We start from the raw sequence: 14,170 nt of genomic DNA, 5'->3' as shown, positions 1-14,170 counted from the left end.
GAATTAACGCTCTACTCATTTATACTTATTCTTAATTTTCAATTAATTATGAACAATTAAACAACTGTATAAATAACCAGAAATAACCTAAAATACCTGTCTATGGCATCCTATAGGTATCCTAGAACTTGAAAACGATTCACAGGATACTCTAATCGCTTGGTAAACACAGAAAAGTGGAATTTCACTTTTTAATATAAAGAGGGAAGACGTGGAAACTTTCAAATTTACGAAAGCTAAATTAGAGAGCTTACCACCCGCAAAACGTGGGCAAGTTGAATATGGGGACACACTGGTAAACGGGTTACGTATTCGTATTGGCATTAGCGGTGTTAAAAGTTTTTGCATCTCCAGAAAGAGAAATGGAAAATTTATCCGTGCCACATTGGGGCGTTTTCCTGATCTTACAATTGATAATGCAAGAGCAAAGGCATTAGAAGTTCTTGGTGAAGTCGCTACTACAGGCCAGAATCCAAATGTGATTAAACGTGTCAGTAAAAAAACCACAGTGACATTATCGGATGTTATAGAAACTTATATTTCGAATCGAGGGCATCGGTTAAAGCCCTCTACAGCTAATCAATATCGCTCCATACTCACAAACTTTTCTGGTGATTGGATGCAACAATCACTCGTATCAATAAATAGGGAACGTGTCGAACTTAGGCACAAAGCTATCACCGATGGTACGGTTTGGTTTGGAGCTAATAAAGCAACCTTGCGTAAGGGTGTAGGAAGTGGTAGCAAAGCACAAGCTGACTTATGGGCGAGAGCATTAAGGGCTGTTTATCGTTTCGCACATGACCATTATCGAGATGAGGAAGAAAAAGTTTTGCTACCTGAGCCGCCTACAGCAGTTTTGAGCACAAAATGTAAATGGCATGGCACAGTCAGAAAAATAGAGCGTATTCGCACACATGAACTTGAGCGCTGGTTCAGTGCTATAACGATTGTGCGGGTAAAAGCGGAAAATGAAAGAGATGATATCGCAGCGGCTGTATGTGATGCGGTTGAAATGGCTATGTTTACTGGATTACGCCAAGCAGAGATTTTTAACCTTACTTGGGAACGTGTAAACATGGGCGGTCGTTATTTCTGGATAGAAACCACCAAAAATGGTGATCCGCTTGAGCTTCCTATTACTGACACTTTAAGGAATTTATTTCGTCGTCGCTTAACGATGAAGCAAGGAGAACAAAAACTTGTTTTCCCCGGTCGGAAAGGTGTTATCAAAGAATGTCGCCACATTATTTCTCGTATCAGCGCTGCTACTGTTCCTGAGCCAAATTTGGATATGCTCAAGCCTATACCTTTCAAATGGCATGATGCCCGCCGTACATTTGGTACAATTGCTGAATTAAATGGAGTCGGTAGCTATATTTTAAAACGGCTATTGAATCATCGGACATTTCGCAGTGCTGATGTAACTCAGGGCTATCTGCATTTTGGCGCTGACGAATTGCAAGAGCCGGCTAAAAAAATTGAGCAAGCTATACTGGAACATGCTGGCCTGATGGAGAATACAAAAGCATTAGATCAAAAAATTATTTCTATGCTGTCTGGAATGAATGAAGAAGATAAAAGAAGAATTCTTTTTCAATTATCCGAATAGAAAAATACAAGAAATATTAAAATAATTTGTTTAGCTATATCTATCAAATATACTAGAGGCATATATGACGATTATTTTTTGTAATACTGGTTGGATGAATCAATATGATGGAATTGATGGTGATTCTCTTCGAGATGGTGGCTCTTATAATGAAGAGAACATAGGGCTTGAAGTCTGTAATTTCACTAATGTGAATGGTTTTGTCTATGGATATGTTCAATCACCGGGTAACATTAATATAGAGAGGCTAGGGCTGGTAAATCTGATAACAAAATTGATAATATCACAGTTGTTTGGCTCGCCCGCCATGAACGTGGCGGAACGGTTGTTGTTGGTTGGTATAAAAATGCAACTGTATATCGTGAACCACAGGAATTAGATACTCCCTCTGAAAAGCAGAAAAGAAACGATATAAATATATTTCGTATAAAGGCATTATGGGATGATGCTTTTTTATTACCTGTTGAAAAACGCACTCTGCTAATACCTAGAAAAGTAGAAGGAGGGATTGGGCAAAGCCTTATTTGGTATGCAGATAAGCCTGAGAGTGAAGAACATGTTAAAAAAGTTCTCGACTTAATTTATGGTAGAAAAGTAGATAATAACATTCCAGATATTGATCTAGATTATTTTGGAATTGAAGGTAATCCACGTTTACGATCTCATATTATAAGAGAAAGAAACTACGACCTTGTTAAGAAAAAGAAAAAAGCGTTTTAGATGAGAAAGGCGTTCTAAGATGTGAAGTTTGTGATTTTAATTTTTTTGAGTTTTATGGTGACATTGGTGAGAATTTTTGTGAAGTCCATCATTTAAATCCATTACATAAAAGTGATGGTGAAACTAGAAATGAACTATCTGATTTAGCAATAGTTTGCTCTAACTGTCATAGAATGATACATAGAAAAGAACCGATGATTTCAATTAAAGATTTATCCAAAATAATTAACCAAAAAAGATAAATTTTACAGAATTATTATTCTGAATTTTGATTAGGTAAATGTCAATCAGATTGTTTTAGTTTACATTTACCTATTTTTTTAATTAGTAGCAATCAATATACAAGATCGTGGCGATTTCTGTATAAGATTTTATACAAAATGGACTACTATTTTTAATAGTTAGTTATAAGTAATCTATCACTACTGATAATCAATAATACATAGTGATAAAAATGAAAACACATCCTACCTCAGCAATTTTAGATAAATTCACCAGAGCAGAAGCCGCTGCTTATCTTGGTGTTACTGCTCAAACTCTCGCTAATTGGGCATATACCGGAAAAGAAAAAATTCCATATCATAAGGTAGGCCGTAAAGTTATTTATTTAAAATCAGATCTTGATGGTTATTTGGTTTCAACTCGCCGTGTTCAGACAGCCTAATAAAAAAATAAAAGGTGACATTGCAAAAGTCACCTTCGAAATAATTAATTTTTAGGATAAAAGACCTATGAACCGAATTAATAAAATTTATTCAGCTCAGCCTTTAGGTTTAATTCCTAATCGTTCTAGTTCATTACGTCCCAAAGTTTTAAGCCAATTAGCTAGGCTCATTCCTGATTTTAGGGCTGCATCTTCAAACTGTTCTTTCAGTTCTGGAGTTATACGCATTCTAAATTGTGGGGATTGCCCATCACCTTTCGGGCTTTTGTCTCGTTTTATTGTTGACAAGTGACCACCTATTGAATTAGTTTTATCTTTAATAGGTGACCACCTTAACATGGTAAAACCTATAAAATCAACGCCCCCGAACAGTGCTACCAACACTGAACGAGGGCTAACAACCAACGATAATAACAGTATCGAGGTAGCTATGTATCAATATACCTTTCTAACCAGAAAGGGCAAAGTCTGTTTGCCTAAAATCTTCCCTATGTGCTTGACCTCCGTTCAGGGGGCATACCATGAGTAATAACCCTATCTCACTGAAACAGGCGCTATATCGTGCTGGTCTGGGTATTTCACTTTTCACATTCATTACCCAAAAAGCCAAAGATGAACGCTGTGAAATCAATTTAAATAACCTGATTGCATTGGCACACGGCATTCATCAGGAGGTTTATCGCGACCTGTCGAAATATGCCCCACAGAATCCAGTGAATAAATTAGTTAATTGCATTGTATACAGAAAATCCGATCCATTAGGTCAGGCTTCATTTCGTGCGGGTTTATGTACCTCTTTATATGAGGTCATTCTTGAACAGGCAAGCCAACACTGTTCGGAAGAGTTACACGATTTGCTGTCGCTAGCCTGTGATATTAATCAGGAAGTTTACTATTCGCTCTATGCAGCGGTTAATGGCGAGGATGAGTGATCATGAGTCAGGGAAATAATAATCAGAACAGCCGCCCGTTAGATGTGATTCGAACAGTGAAAACATCAGCCATCAATCACTGGCAAAGCCTGTTGCCTGCTTGTGGTGTTGATGTTCCGGCAAAAGGCAAACACGGCGCTTGCCCGATTTGCGGCGGTACTGACCGCTTTCATTTTATTAAAGATCCACACTTACCGGAGAAAATCAGTCGGGAACTGCCCATTATTATCCGCCATTTATTAAACGAATTTGCCGACCAGAACGAGGCTAAAAAGCTGCTACAGGCGCAACGCGATTCTAACGAGGCGTTAACGGTAAAAAGCAATTCCGATCCGTTGTATCGCTTTTGCGGTTATCTGGTCGCTGTCAATGATGCAACTGGGATGAAGATGGGCACTAAGAATATCAGTCCACGGGCACCGAGAATGTATTTATATCATGCTTATCTTTCTTTTATGGAAGCGCACGGCTTTGAACGCCCGCTCACACTGACCAAGTTCGGCGAATCTCTTCCCAAAATTATGCTGGAGTATAAAAAAGAGTATCGGAAAGTGCGAACCAAGAAAGGTTATTCTTATAACGTTGAGTTGTCCGAAGAAGCCGAAGAGTGGCTGCCGTCAGTGCCTGAGTGCCGAGGCTTTAAATCCTCTCTATAAAACTTTTGGGTTTAAGTCTGCATTCTATGCACCATTTTAAATATCTATCTGTATTTAAAAGAAAATAATAGATGTATAGTTATTTCTTAGCTATACATCAACTATACATTCTCTTCATTAGTGTAAAAAAAGGGGGTGAACAGAGGGTACAGTGAATGAATATTATATTAATTACCGTAAATCCAGATGTAGCAAGGCTTTCAGAGGATTGCGCACAGGGTGCATAACTGAGAGGATGAAAAAGATTTATAGGGGGCTATCTCTGGTAGGAAGACTAAATTTCCTAATTTTAAGTGATCATTGTTCTTGTTTAAGAGAGTAATTAGCGCATAAAAATATTTTTATGTCTTGATATACATCAACACATAATTAAAATTATCAGTTTAAATAACTCACTAAGAACTATCTGGAAAAATATTATTTCATATAATAATTATCAAAATCACTCAAAGTAATATATAACTCTTGTTAAGTTATAGTGTTTTTGATTTCTAAGTTATATTTTTTATCATTGTCATTTTGTTTTATAGTAAATTATGAATGCGGCTATTGACAAACAAGAGAATAGTTATATATTTCGGATTGAATAAATAACAAACATAAGGAAAGGAAATGGCTAACATTATTTACATGACCTTAAACGGCAAAAAGCAAGGGTTGATATCAGCAGGTTGTTCAACCTATGATTCAATAGGTAATAAATATCAAGAAGAAAATAAAGATAAAATATTGGTTTACTCTATAGATCACGATATCAGTAGAGAACAGAATGTAAATCACCAACCTATAATAATAACAAAGCCAATAGATAAATCATCGCCATTATTAGGAGTTTCAATATCAAATAATGAGCATTTAGACTGTCTTCTTGATATATATAGGAATAGTTCAGCCGGGGGATTAGAAAAATTTTACTCTATCAAATTAACGAATGCCACTATAAAAAACATCTCCAGCCATTATCCTAATTCACTAAGCCATAATGATATGCAACCATATGAAAGTATAACAATTTCATATGATAGCATAACATGGACACATCACATCGCTGGCACATCAGGCTACAGTATAAGAGAAGAGAATGTATTTTAATTCTTCTCAACTAAAAACAAAATGGTACGGTCAGTATCATTTTGTTTTATCTGTATAAACAAATTCCCTTTACTCCAAGATTCGCTTCCATTTGTATTCCAATATGCGTTTATATCTTTTATATAACCTAATTTTTCAATATAATTTATTAATTCTACTTTACTATTTGGATTTACATTTGAAAATAGAATTGAATTAGCCATTGGTTTTACACCATCTGGTGAGTCATAGGATATGATATAATCATTTGAAATGATAGGAATGTTTTTAACTTCATCAAAGGTAAATAAATTATACCTAATAAAGTCATTTTTTGTATATGAAAAATGGTTATCTACAAATAAAATAGGGATAGTAAAAATCAGCCCTAAAAAAAACAGAGCTATAAATGTAATTTTAATAATCTTATTCAAGTTCAATCCCCACATCTCTTACTGCATGTATGTTATATCCTGTTCTATCTTCAATATGTATTAGCAAATGACTCCTATCTATATCAGTGATCGGTGATATAGTATTAAGAAATGTAGGCAAAGAAGAATAATATGGTCTAGCATTATTAGGGTATTTTTTGGGATCAGGGAACAATAAAGGCTTAAACATTTTATTTTTATACTTTCCTATAGCGCCATAATAATCCCATCTTTTTAGTGCATCTTCTTTACTTATAGATTGAAGCTGAGGTAAATAATCAATTCCATTTATAGCCTGATAAAAACCAAGTAGATTTGAAACCAAATCCTCACCACTGTACCCACTATCTGTATACCAATTAAAGGGAAATGAATCTTGATGCGCTTCAAATAGATGAGTGGTATACATCATAATAGTAAGTGCAACTCTCTTTTTATCATTTAAAGATAATCCTCTTCTAACCCTCCATCTTGTTATTTTAGATGTGCCATATTTTAATCCAAGACCCATGTATTGTGTGTATTTAATGGTAAAGTATGATTCTTTAGTATCATCACCTGAATTTATAGCAGCCATTAACATTCTGGCATCATTACCTTTTGAATGCCCAGTATCTACCCACCCTAATTTTTCGGTATAAACTAACCGTCCTTCTATTACATCACTTCTACTACTCATGAAAACTCCTGTAATTTAGTTAAGTACGCCATAAAATTTTAGATATATGATAATACGCAAAATTATTAAGTTACTGTTTTATTACCTGACACCAAACAATAAGTTTCTATAGAGTATAGATAATATAATTACATAGTAGATTAGTAAATCCCAATCTCACTTTTTAGTAAGTGACGTATTTTAAATATAAATTCACTCTAAGCATCAGTCTGTATCAAAAATATTAAATAAGACTAATTTCAAATGGTGATTGTAATTTTCAAAAACTACTAGCTTTGCATTATTACCTAATATTTACTTTCCAATAATAAAACATTCATTAATATTGGTAAAATTTAATTACATTATTACTGCCTAAGTAAAAATATCTTACACAAAATTAATTTCTAAATTAGGTGTGAAATGGTAGTTGTGTGCTTACTCAACAGAGTCAGAATCCTTTCATTACTTTTCATAGTGTTAAAAAATTATTTATTGGAAAAATAAATAAATCAAAAGCACATGAAAAAATTACTCGAATTACGCCAGCAAAAAGCCGATTTAACCCAACAAATGCGCTCGTTGCTGACCAGAGCCGAAGACGAAAAGCGCTCCCTGACCACAGATGAAGAGAAACAGTTCGACGAATTGCGCAGCCAATCTGATGTACTCAATGCTGAAATCGCCCGTTATGAGGCGCTGTCTGATGAAGAACGCAATCGGGCAAAAAAACAGCCTGCCAATGAAACACTCAGCAATGACGAACTGCGCCACTATATTCTGACCGGAGAAACCCGCACCTTGTCTACGGGCGTACCCTCAGAGGGCGGCTATACCGTTATCCCGGAACTGAACAAGCAGATCATGCAGCAACTGGCGGATGAGTCGGTCATGCGCCGAATCTGTACAATCAAGACCACACGCAGCAACGAATATAAACAACTTGTTTCGGTCGGTGGCGCCGTTGTAGCCCACGGGGAAGAAGGCAAGGCACGCGGTGAGACGGTGACACCGAAGATGGAAGAAGTCAGCATCAAACTGTTTCCTATCTATGCCTACCCTAAGACTACCCAAGAAATCATCGATTTTAGCGATGTAGATATTTTAGGCTGGCTAACCTCAGAAATTGCAGACACCTTTGTGGATACCGAAGAAACGGATCTTGTGAGTGGTGATGGCAGCAAAAAAGCAAAAGGCTTCCTGTCTTATCCCCGTGATACCCAAGCCGATAAGGTACGCACTTTTGGCACCCTGCAAAAGCTGGAAGCAACCAAACTGGAAGCCGATAGCCTGATTGACCTTAAATTCCTGCTCAGGAACAAATACCGCAAAAATGCAGTGTGGGTAATGAACTCCACAACAGCCGCCCAAGTGCAGAAGCTGAAAAACGGTAACGGGGATTATATCTGGCGCGAACGTCTGCAAGCCGGTGATCCTGATATGCTGCTGGGCTTGCCTGTCCATTATCTTGAATTTATGCCCGATAGCCTCATTGGTCTGGGCGACTTCAAACGCGGTTACTTCATTGTTGACCATGAAACCGGCACCCGTACCCGCCCTGACAATATCACCGAGCCAGGATTTTATAAGGTGCACTCCGACAAATATTTAGGCGGTGGGCTGGTGGACTCCAACGCCATCAAAGTACTGGAAGTGAAAACAGCCAGTAAATAAGCAAGAGGGGCACAACGCCCCTTTTTAGTCTTGGAGTCCATAGATGAAGCTAATCACAAAAAGCTATCTCAATGAATGTTTTAACTACGACGAAAAAAATGGCGAGCTGAGTTGGAAAGAGAGGCCTCAGTGCCATTTTTCCTCATTGAAAGGCTGGCGAATATTCAATCATAAATTCTCAGGTAAGAAAGTAAGTTTAGCTAAAAATACTGGCGGCTACTTAGGTGTCACCCTTGATGGCAAAAAATATAAGCAACATCGAATAATTTGGGTGCTTCATTACGGAGTTATAGAAACTGGCTTACAGGTCGATCATATCAATCATGACAGAACTGATAATCGAATGAAGAACCTACGACTGGTTACCCATCAAGAAAATATTAAAAACTTGAAACTAAAAAATACAAACACTTCTGGCTATGTCGGTGTAACTCGTCACGGAAAACGATGGAAAGCACAGATTCAATCACCACAAGGCAGGAAGCATATTGGTTGTTATGACACACCTCATGATGCTCACCAATCTTATGAAATGGAGAAAAAGAAGTATGGTTTCCATAAAAATCACGGGATAGCACAATGAATGATATTGAATTAAGAACGGCTGACTTTTCAATTAATGAGAAAAAGATCACCGGTTACGCCGTGCGCTGGATGGATAATTCACAATTGCTGTTTGGTGAATTTATTGAACGATTCGATAAAAGCGCCTTTGCTGCCTGTTTAACTAATAATGCAGATATTCGTTTCTTGTGGGAACACGACCATGCTTCATTGCTGGGTAGAACAACATCTAAAACGCTGACCGTGAGTGCAGACGATACCGGGTTACGCTTTGAACTGGTGTTACCTGATACGCAATTGGGGCGTGATGCGCTCACCATGATTAATCGGGGCGACATAGAAGGCGTTAGCTTTGGATTCAGGGCAATCAAAGATCAATGGGATGTCGGTCAAGAACCCTATATCAGAACTGTTCTGGTAGCAGAGCTTAGGGAAATCAGTCTGACCAGCATTCCGGCCTATCCGACAAGCAGTGTTGAGATTGCCAAGCGCTCATTAAACGCAGTCAAGCCCAACAATGCTGATTTGCGTCATTACTGGCTGCAACTGTCCGAGGTGTAACTATGTGGCCTTTTAAGCGAAAAGCCCCAGAAACGCGCAGCATGACCATTGATGATTTTCTTTCTCTGGCAGGCACATCTAACACCAAATCGGGTGAGCATGTTTCACCCTCGACAGCCGAAGGCCTGCCCGCGGTGATGAATGCCGTCACGGTGATTAGTGAAGCCGTGGCGACCATGCCTTGTTACCTGTATCGGGTTCGGCACCAGAACGGCAAAGAGTCCCGTGAATGGCTCAGTGATCACCCCGTAGATTATTTGCTCAATGAATGCCCGAATGACTGCCAGACGCCTTTTCAGTTTAAGCGCACCCTGATGCGTCATTGCTTACTCAATGGTAATGCCTATGCCGTGATAGTCTGGGGGCGGGATGGTCAGCCGCAATCCTTACACCCTTACCCGCCGTCGGCGGTGGTAGCACAACGGCTATCCGATCACCGATTCACCTATACCATCACCGAACCTTATAGCGGCAAAGTGAAAACCTATCTGCAAGAAGAAGTGTTGCATTTACGCTATGCCACCGAAGATGGCTTTTTAGGTCGCTCACCTGTCACTATTTGCCGTGAGACATTGGGCTTAGGGCTGGCACAACAGCGCCACGGCGCAAGCATTATGAAAGAGGGCATGATGGCGGCGGGCGTGATTAAATCCGCTGACTGGCTGGATGGACTCAAGGGCAATAAGGCACTGGAAGCCCTCGAACGTTACAAAGGTGCCCGTAATGCTGGCAAAACGCCCATTCTTGAGGGCGGGATGGAATACCAGCAATTAGGCATGAGCAACCAAGATGCCGAATGGCTGGCCTCTCGTCGCTTCACGATTGAAGATATTGCCCGGATGTTCAATGTCAGCCCTATCTTCCTGCAAGAGTACTCAAACAGTACCTACAGCAACTTTAGCGAAGCGTCCCGCGCTTTTCTGATTATTACCATGCGCCCGTGGCTTGCCAACTTTGAGCAACAAATCAAATCGGCCTTGCTGATGACATCACCAACAAGAGGCATTCGCTACCAAGTCGAATTTGATACCGCTGACCTGCTTCGCGCCAATCCGAAAGAACGCTTCCAGAGTTATGAGACGGCGATTAAATCCGGTGTGATGTGCCCGAATGAAGCCCGTGAACGGGAAGGCTTATCCCCCCGTGAAGGGGGCGATGAATTCAGTCAGGCATGGAAGCAAACGGTAGAAGTGAAGAAACAACCGGAGGGCAAGGAATGAGAGCAGGAGCATTAAGACATCGCATTACATTGCAGAACTTCACCCAGATCAAATTACCGTCAGGTCAACGTATGCAGGAATGGCAGGATGTCGCGACCGTCTGGGCGGAGATCAGGCACATTAACGGGCGGGAATTGCTCGCCTCTGGTGCAGTGTTCACCGAAGCCACCGTGCGTATCTGGCTGCGTTACCGTGCTGATATCACCACCGCAAATCGTATCTTCTATCAGGGTGACAGTACTCAAGGTCAATTTTTCGACATTGTGATGGTTATTCCCGATCCGAAACGAACTCAGTTAGAACTGCTTTGCAAGGGAGGTGTGAAATATGCCTGATATCGAAATCCCCCTGAATGAAATCAAACAACATTGCCGGATAGACGAAAGCAATACGCTTGAAGATGAACTGCTTAAGGGCTATGCCGGGGCTGCATTGGAAGTTTGCCAGCAACATATCGGTAAACGATTTGGTGAAGGCTTGGTATTCAGCCCTGCTATTAAAGTGGGCTGCTTACTCTATATCGGCTTGCTGTATGAGAATCGGGCGATGGAAACGGAAGCAGAACTTAAAGAGGTGCCTTTTACCATTAAATCCCTGTGGTCTGTCTATCGTGATGTAGGAGTCTACTGATGCCGTGGCAACCATTAAAACGCTGTACTTATCCGAGTTGTCGTGAGCGGGTAACGTCTGGTCGCTGTGAGCAGCACAAACGGGAAGCCAGACGACAGCAGGACAGTAAGCGAGGAACCCGAACAGCACGCGGTTATAGCAACCGATGGGGTAAATATCGGTTGATGTATTTGAAAGCGAATCCCTTATGTGTGATTTGCCTGAAAGCCAGTACCTACACACCTGCAACCATCGTGGATCACATTATCCCGATAGACGGTGACAGTGATGTGCTGTTCTGGCCTGAATCCAACCATCAAGCCCTGTGTCATGGTTGCCATAACTGTAAGACCGTGCAGACAGATCCCATCACCAAGCAGAAGCGCAAGAACGGTGAGTATCGGGAACTGGAAGCAAAAGCGGCCAGGCATCGAGGCTGGTTAGTTGCAGAATGAAACAGTCACATCACGATTTGATATTCATTGCACGAAAAACAGTTTCAAATGAAATGATTAGGGTGGGGGAGTAAAAAATGACAAATGCCCCTCTCAGAGGAACCGCCCGCCTCCTCCAATTTTTATGCACGGTACTTTTTTCAATAGCAGTAACTTCATAGGAAACAATCTATTATGGCAAGAGCACCCAAACCCCCTGAGTATTTAAATGATATCGCCGCGCAGCAATGGAAATCGAAAGCCAAAATCCTCAATGAACGGGAAGATCTCAGCCCGGCGGACTGGAACAACTTAGAACTCTATTGCGTCAACTATGCGATTTACCGTAAAGCCGTTGAAGACATTGAAGTGCGCGGGTTCGCAGTGGAAGGTTCACGCGGTGCAGCGACCAGTAACCCATCACTGAAAGCGAAGGCCGATGCCGAAAAAATCATGATAAAAATGTCCTCACTGTTGGGCTTTGATCCGGTATCCCGCCGCCGAAATCCGGTAGAAAGCGATGAACCCGACGATTTAGATGTGCTGATGGCCTGAGTGATACCCCGATGAACGCATGGGAACAGTACGCTTTTGATATCGAAAACGGCACAATTCCGGCCTGTAAGCGCGTAAAACAGGCCGTGAAACGCTATTATAATGACCGGAATAACCCGCTTTATGTGTTCGATACCGAAGTCGTAGCGCGTTTTATTGGCTTTGCCCGTCTCTGCCCGCACGTCAAAGGGCACTTGCGCGGTAAACCCATCATGCTTGAGCCGTGGCAGCAATTCGCCTTTGCTAACCTGTTCGGCTTCAAAGTGAAGGCCACCGGTCGCCGCAAATACCGCAGTGCTTACATTCAGGTGCCGCGCAAAAATGCCAAATCCACGGTAGCCGCGATACTGGCTAACTGGTTTCTGGTGATGGAGAACGGGCAGCAGGATATCTATACCGCCGCTGTGAGCCGTGATCAGGCGCGCATTGTGTTTGATGATGCCCGCCAGATGTGCCTGTTATCAAAACCACTCAAGAAACGGGTATCCATTCAGCAACACAAAGTGACTTATACCAAGAGCAACAGCCTGTTAAAGCCACTGGCCGCCAAAGCCGCCACCATTGAGGGCACGAACCCCAGCCTCGCCATTGTCGATGAATATCATTTGCACCCGGATAACGCGGTTTACTCTGCCCTTGAGCTGGGGATGGGTGCCCGTCCCGAAGGTATCCTGTTTGCCATTACCACAGCGGGCAGTAACGTGATATCCGCCTGTAAACAGCACTATGATTATTGCTGTCAGATATTGGAGGGTGAAGAACAAAATGAATCCCTGTTTGCCCTGATCTACGAACTGGACGACGAAAACGAGATTGATGATGAAGCCCTTTGGATAAAGGCCAATCCCAATCTGGATGTCTCAGTAGACAGCGCCGCACTGCATGACACGATACAGAAAGCCCGCGGCATTCCCTCACAATGGACAGAGATGTTAACCAAACGCTTTAATATCTGGTGTCAGGGTGAAACGCCGTGGATGGGCGAAGGGGCTTGGAAAGCCTGCCAGACAGATTATGATGAAAACGACCTCAAAGGTTTGGAATGCTACGCTGGGTTAGATTTATCTTCAACGGGGGATATCACCAGTATCTGTTACACGTTCCCCGTGGATAATGAACTGTTATTACTGACCCGCCATTACTTGCCGGAAGCTCAGTTACAGAATCCGGCCAATAAGAATCGGGCAGTGTATCGCCAATGGGCACAAATGGGCTGGATACGTACCACGACCGGCGATTGTATTGATTATGACCGTATCCGTGATGACATTCTCAAAGACAGCCAGCACTTTGATATCAAACTGGTGGGCTTCGATACATGGAACGCCACACACCTACGAACGCAATTACAGGGGGCAGGCTTAGATGTTGAGCCGTTCCCGCAAACTTATATGCGGTATAGTCCCGTAGCCAAATCCGCCGAAGTCTTTGTTAACCGCAAAATTATTCGTCACAATGGCGATCCGGTGCTGGCGTGGGCGATGTCCAATGTGGTGATGGAAACGGACGCGAACGCCAATATCAAACCGAACAAGAATAAATCAGCGAATAAGATAGATCCGGCTATTGCGTTCCTGATGAGTTTTGGCACATGGCAAGTCGATCATGAAGAGTTTGCATTTAGCTTAAGTGAAAAACAGAAGCAGAGGCTGGATATCTTTGATGGGGTTTAAGAAAAACAAATGCTCAGGAGGTGAGATATCTTACCTTTACTTCACTGAATTTTGTCAGTCACTGGATAAATTTTATTAATTTACCATCTATTATTTTATGTCATCCTGCCAACAAAACATGCAACTCATCCAC

General features: G+C 41.3%; 18 protein-coding genes and 2 pseudogenes. 17 read left to right on the top strand and 3 right to left on the bottom strand.

What is annotated here, in order from left to right:
• Positions 1-211 precede the first annotated feature (211 nt).
• The 4 genes from WDV75_RS18350 to WDV75_RS18340 all read left to right on the top strand — a co-directional run bounded on the left by WDV75_RS18350 (position 212) and on the right by WDV75_RS18340 (position 2,996).
• Entirely contained in the window at positions 212-1,612 is a 1,401-nt protein-coding gene (locus tag WDV75_RS18350; RefSeq protein ID WP_273570528.1) for an integrase family protein, read from the top strand.
• Between the two features lie 64 nt (positions 1,613-1,676).
• Complete coding sequence (locus WDV75_RS18345) at positions 1,677-1,991, top strand: hypothetical protein (RefSeq protein WP_273570530.1); 315 nt, start codon at positions 1,677-1,679, stop codon at positions 1,989-1,991.
• A gap of 403 nt (positions 1,992-2,394) precedes the next feature.
• Positions 2,395-2,574, top strand: a complete 180-nt coding sequence (locus WDV75_RS22215) for an HNH endonuclease (protein ID WP_420497540.1) — start codon at positions 2,395-2,397, stop codon at positions 2,572-2,574.
• A gap of 212 nt (positions 2,575-2,786) precedes the next feature.
• The gene (locus WDV75_RS18340; protein ID WP_273570532.1) at positions 2,787-2,996 is read left to right on the top strand and encodes a helix-turn-helix domain-containing protein; all 210 of its coding nucleotides are present in this window, start codon (positions 2,787-2,789) and stop codon (positions 2,994-2,996) included.
• A gap of 96 nt (positions 2,997-3,092) precedes the next feature.
• Here WDV75_RS18340 and WDV75_RS22210 read toward each other — a convergent pair whose 3' ends face one another.
• The gene (locus WDV75_RS22210; RefSeq protein WP_420497538.1) at positions 3,093-3,335 is read right to left on the bottom strand and encodes a toxin-antitoxin system HicB family antitoxin; all 243 of its coding nucleotides are present in this window, start codon (positions 3,333-3,335) and stop codon (positions 3,093-3,095) included.
• Between the two features lie 182 nt (positions 3,336-3,517).
• Here WDV75_RS22210 and WDV75_RS18330 point away from each other — a divergent pair, with 182 nt between their 5' ends.
• From WDV75_RS18330 to WDV75_RS18315, 4 genes and pseudogenes are all read left to right on the top strand, one after another.
• The gene (locus WDV75_RS18330; protein WP_081988972.1) at positions 3,518-3,928 is read left to right on the top strand and encodes a hypothetical protein; all 411 of its coding nucleotides are present in this window, start codon (positions 3,518-3,520) and stop codon (positions 3,926-3,928) included.
• A 2-nt stretch (positions 3,929-3,930) separates the two neighbouring features.
• Positions 3,931-4,086 (top strand): annotated as a pseudogene (locus WDV75_RS18325) (hypothetical protein); the annotation flags it as partial.
• Between the two features lie 21 nt (positions 4,087-4,107).
• Positions 4,108-4,584 (top strand): annotated as a pseudogene (locus WDV75_RS18320) (primase-like DNA-binding domain-containing protein); the annotation flags it as partial.
• 612 nt (positions 4,585-5,196) lie between these two features.
• Positions 5,197-5,676: an Hcp family type VI secretion system effector gene (locus WDV75_RS18315; protein WP_187653758.1), complete on the top strand. Its 480-nt coding sequence runs from the start codon at positions 5,197-5,199 to the stop codon at positions 5,674-5,676.
• On the opposite strand, the gene WDV75_RS18310 is transcribed toward WDV75_RS18315, so the two are convergent.
• Positions 5,673-6,089, bottom strand: a complete 417-nt coding sequence (locus tag WDV75_RS18310; protein WP_273570537.1) for a hypothetical protein — start codon at positions 6,087-6,089, stop codon at positions 5,673-5,675. The two genes, WDV75_RS18315 and WDV75_RS18310, sit on opposite strands and share 4 nt — an antisense overlap.
• A complete protein-coding gene (locus tag WDV75_RS18305) occupies positions 6,082-6,768 on the bottom strand; it encodes a hypothetical protein (protein WP_273570539.1) in 687 nt (228 codons plus the stop codon). The genes WDV75_RS18310 and WDV75_RS18305 overlap by 8 nt, the downstream gene beginning before the upstream one ends.
• A 501-nt stretch (positions 6,769-7,269) precedes the next feature.
• Between WDV75_RS18305 and WDV75_RS18300 the strand changes: the two genes are divergently transcribed.
• From WDV75_RS18300 to WDV75_RS18260, 9 genes are all read left to right on the top strand, one after another.
• The gene (locus WDV75_RS18300) at positions 7,270-8,421 is read left to right on the top strand and encodes a phage major capsid protein (RefSeq protein WP_273570540.1); all 1,152 of its coding nucleotides are present in this window, start codon (positions 7,270-7,272) and stop codon (positions 8,419-8,421) included.
• A gap of 43 nt (positions 8,422-8,464) precedes the next feature.
• Positions 8,465-9,004, top strand: coding sequence for an HNH endonuclease signature motif containing protein (locus tag WDV75_RS18295; RefSeq protein WP_273570541.1), 540 nt, complete (start codon positions 8,465-8,467; stop codon positions 9,002-9,004).
• Complete coding sequence (locus tag WDV75_RS18290; protein WP_273570543.1) at positions 9,001-9,546, top strand: HK97 family phage prohead protease; 546 nt, start codon at positions 9,001-9,003, stop codon at positions 9,544-9,546. Before WDV75_RS18295 ends, WDV75_RS18290 begins: the two co-directional genes overlap by 4 nt.
• A 2-nt stretch (positions 9,547-9,548) precedes the next feature.
• Entirely contained in the window at positions 9,549-10,766 is a 1,218-nt protein-coding gene (locus WDV75_RS18285; RefSeq protein WP_273570545.1) for a phage portal protein, read from the top strand.
• On the top strand, positions 10,763-11,101 hold the full coding sequence (locus tag WDV75_RS18280; RefSeq protein ID WP_273570547.1) for a phage head closure protein: 339 nt from the start codon (positions 10,763-10,765) through the stop codon (positions 11,099-11,101). Before WDV75_RS18285 ends, WDV75_RS18280 begins: the two co-directional genes overlap by 4 nt.
• Positions 11,094-11,396, top strand: a complete 303-nt coding sequence (locus WDV75_RS18275; protein ID WP_273570549.1) for a head-tail connector protein — start codon at positions 11,094-11,096, stop codon at positions 11,394-11,396. The genes WDV75_RS18280 and WDV75_RS18275 overlap by 8 nt, the downstream gene beginning before the upstream one ends.
• A complete protein-coding gene (locus WDV75_RS18270; RefSeq protein WP_273570550.1) occupies positions 11,396-11,830 on the top strand; it encodes an HNH endonuclease signature motif containing protein in 435 nt (144 codons plus the stop codon). The genes WDV75_RS18275 and WDV75_RS18270 overlap by 1 nt, the downstream gene beginning before the upstream one ends.
• Positions 11,831-12,004: 174 nt before the next feature.
• Positions 12,005-12,364 carry a phage terminase small subunit P27 family gene (locus tag WDV75_RS18265; protein ID WP_074019010.1) on the top strand — a complete coding sequence of 120 codons (360 nt, stop codon included), beginning with the start codon at positions 12,005-12,007 and terminating at the stop codon, positions 12,362-12,364.
• Between the two features lie 11 nt (positions 12,365-12,375).
• Positions 12,376-14,037 (top strand): terminase large subunit, encoded by a 1,662-nt coding sequence (locus tag WDV75_RS18260; RefSeq protein WP_273570552.1) that lies wholly within the window; start codon positions 12,376-12,378, stop codon positions 14,035-14,037.
• The last annotated feature ends 133 nt before the right edge of the window (positions 14,038-14,170 follow it).

Origin of the sequence: Xenorhabdus griffiniae, from assembly GCF_037265215.1 — a bacterium.
GTDB classification, from domain to species: Bacteria; Pseudomonadota; Gammaproteobacteria; order Enterobacterales; family Enterobacteriaceae; genus Xenorhabdus; species Xenorhabdus griffiniae.
The sequence above is the reverse complement of the archived record's forward strand: the minus strand, read 5'-3'. Positions and strand labels throughout refer to the sequence as shown.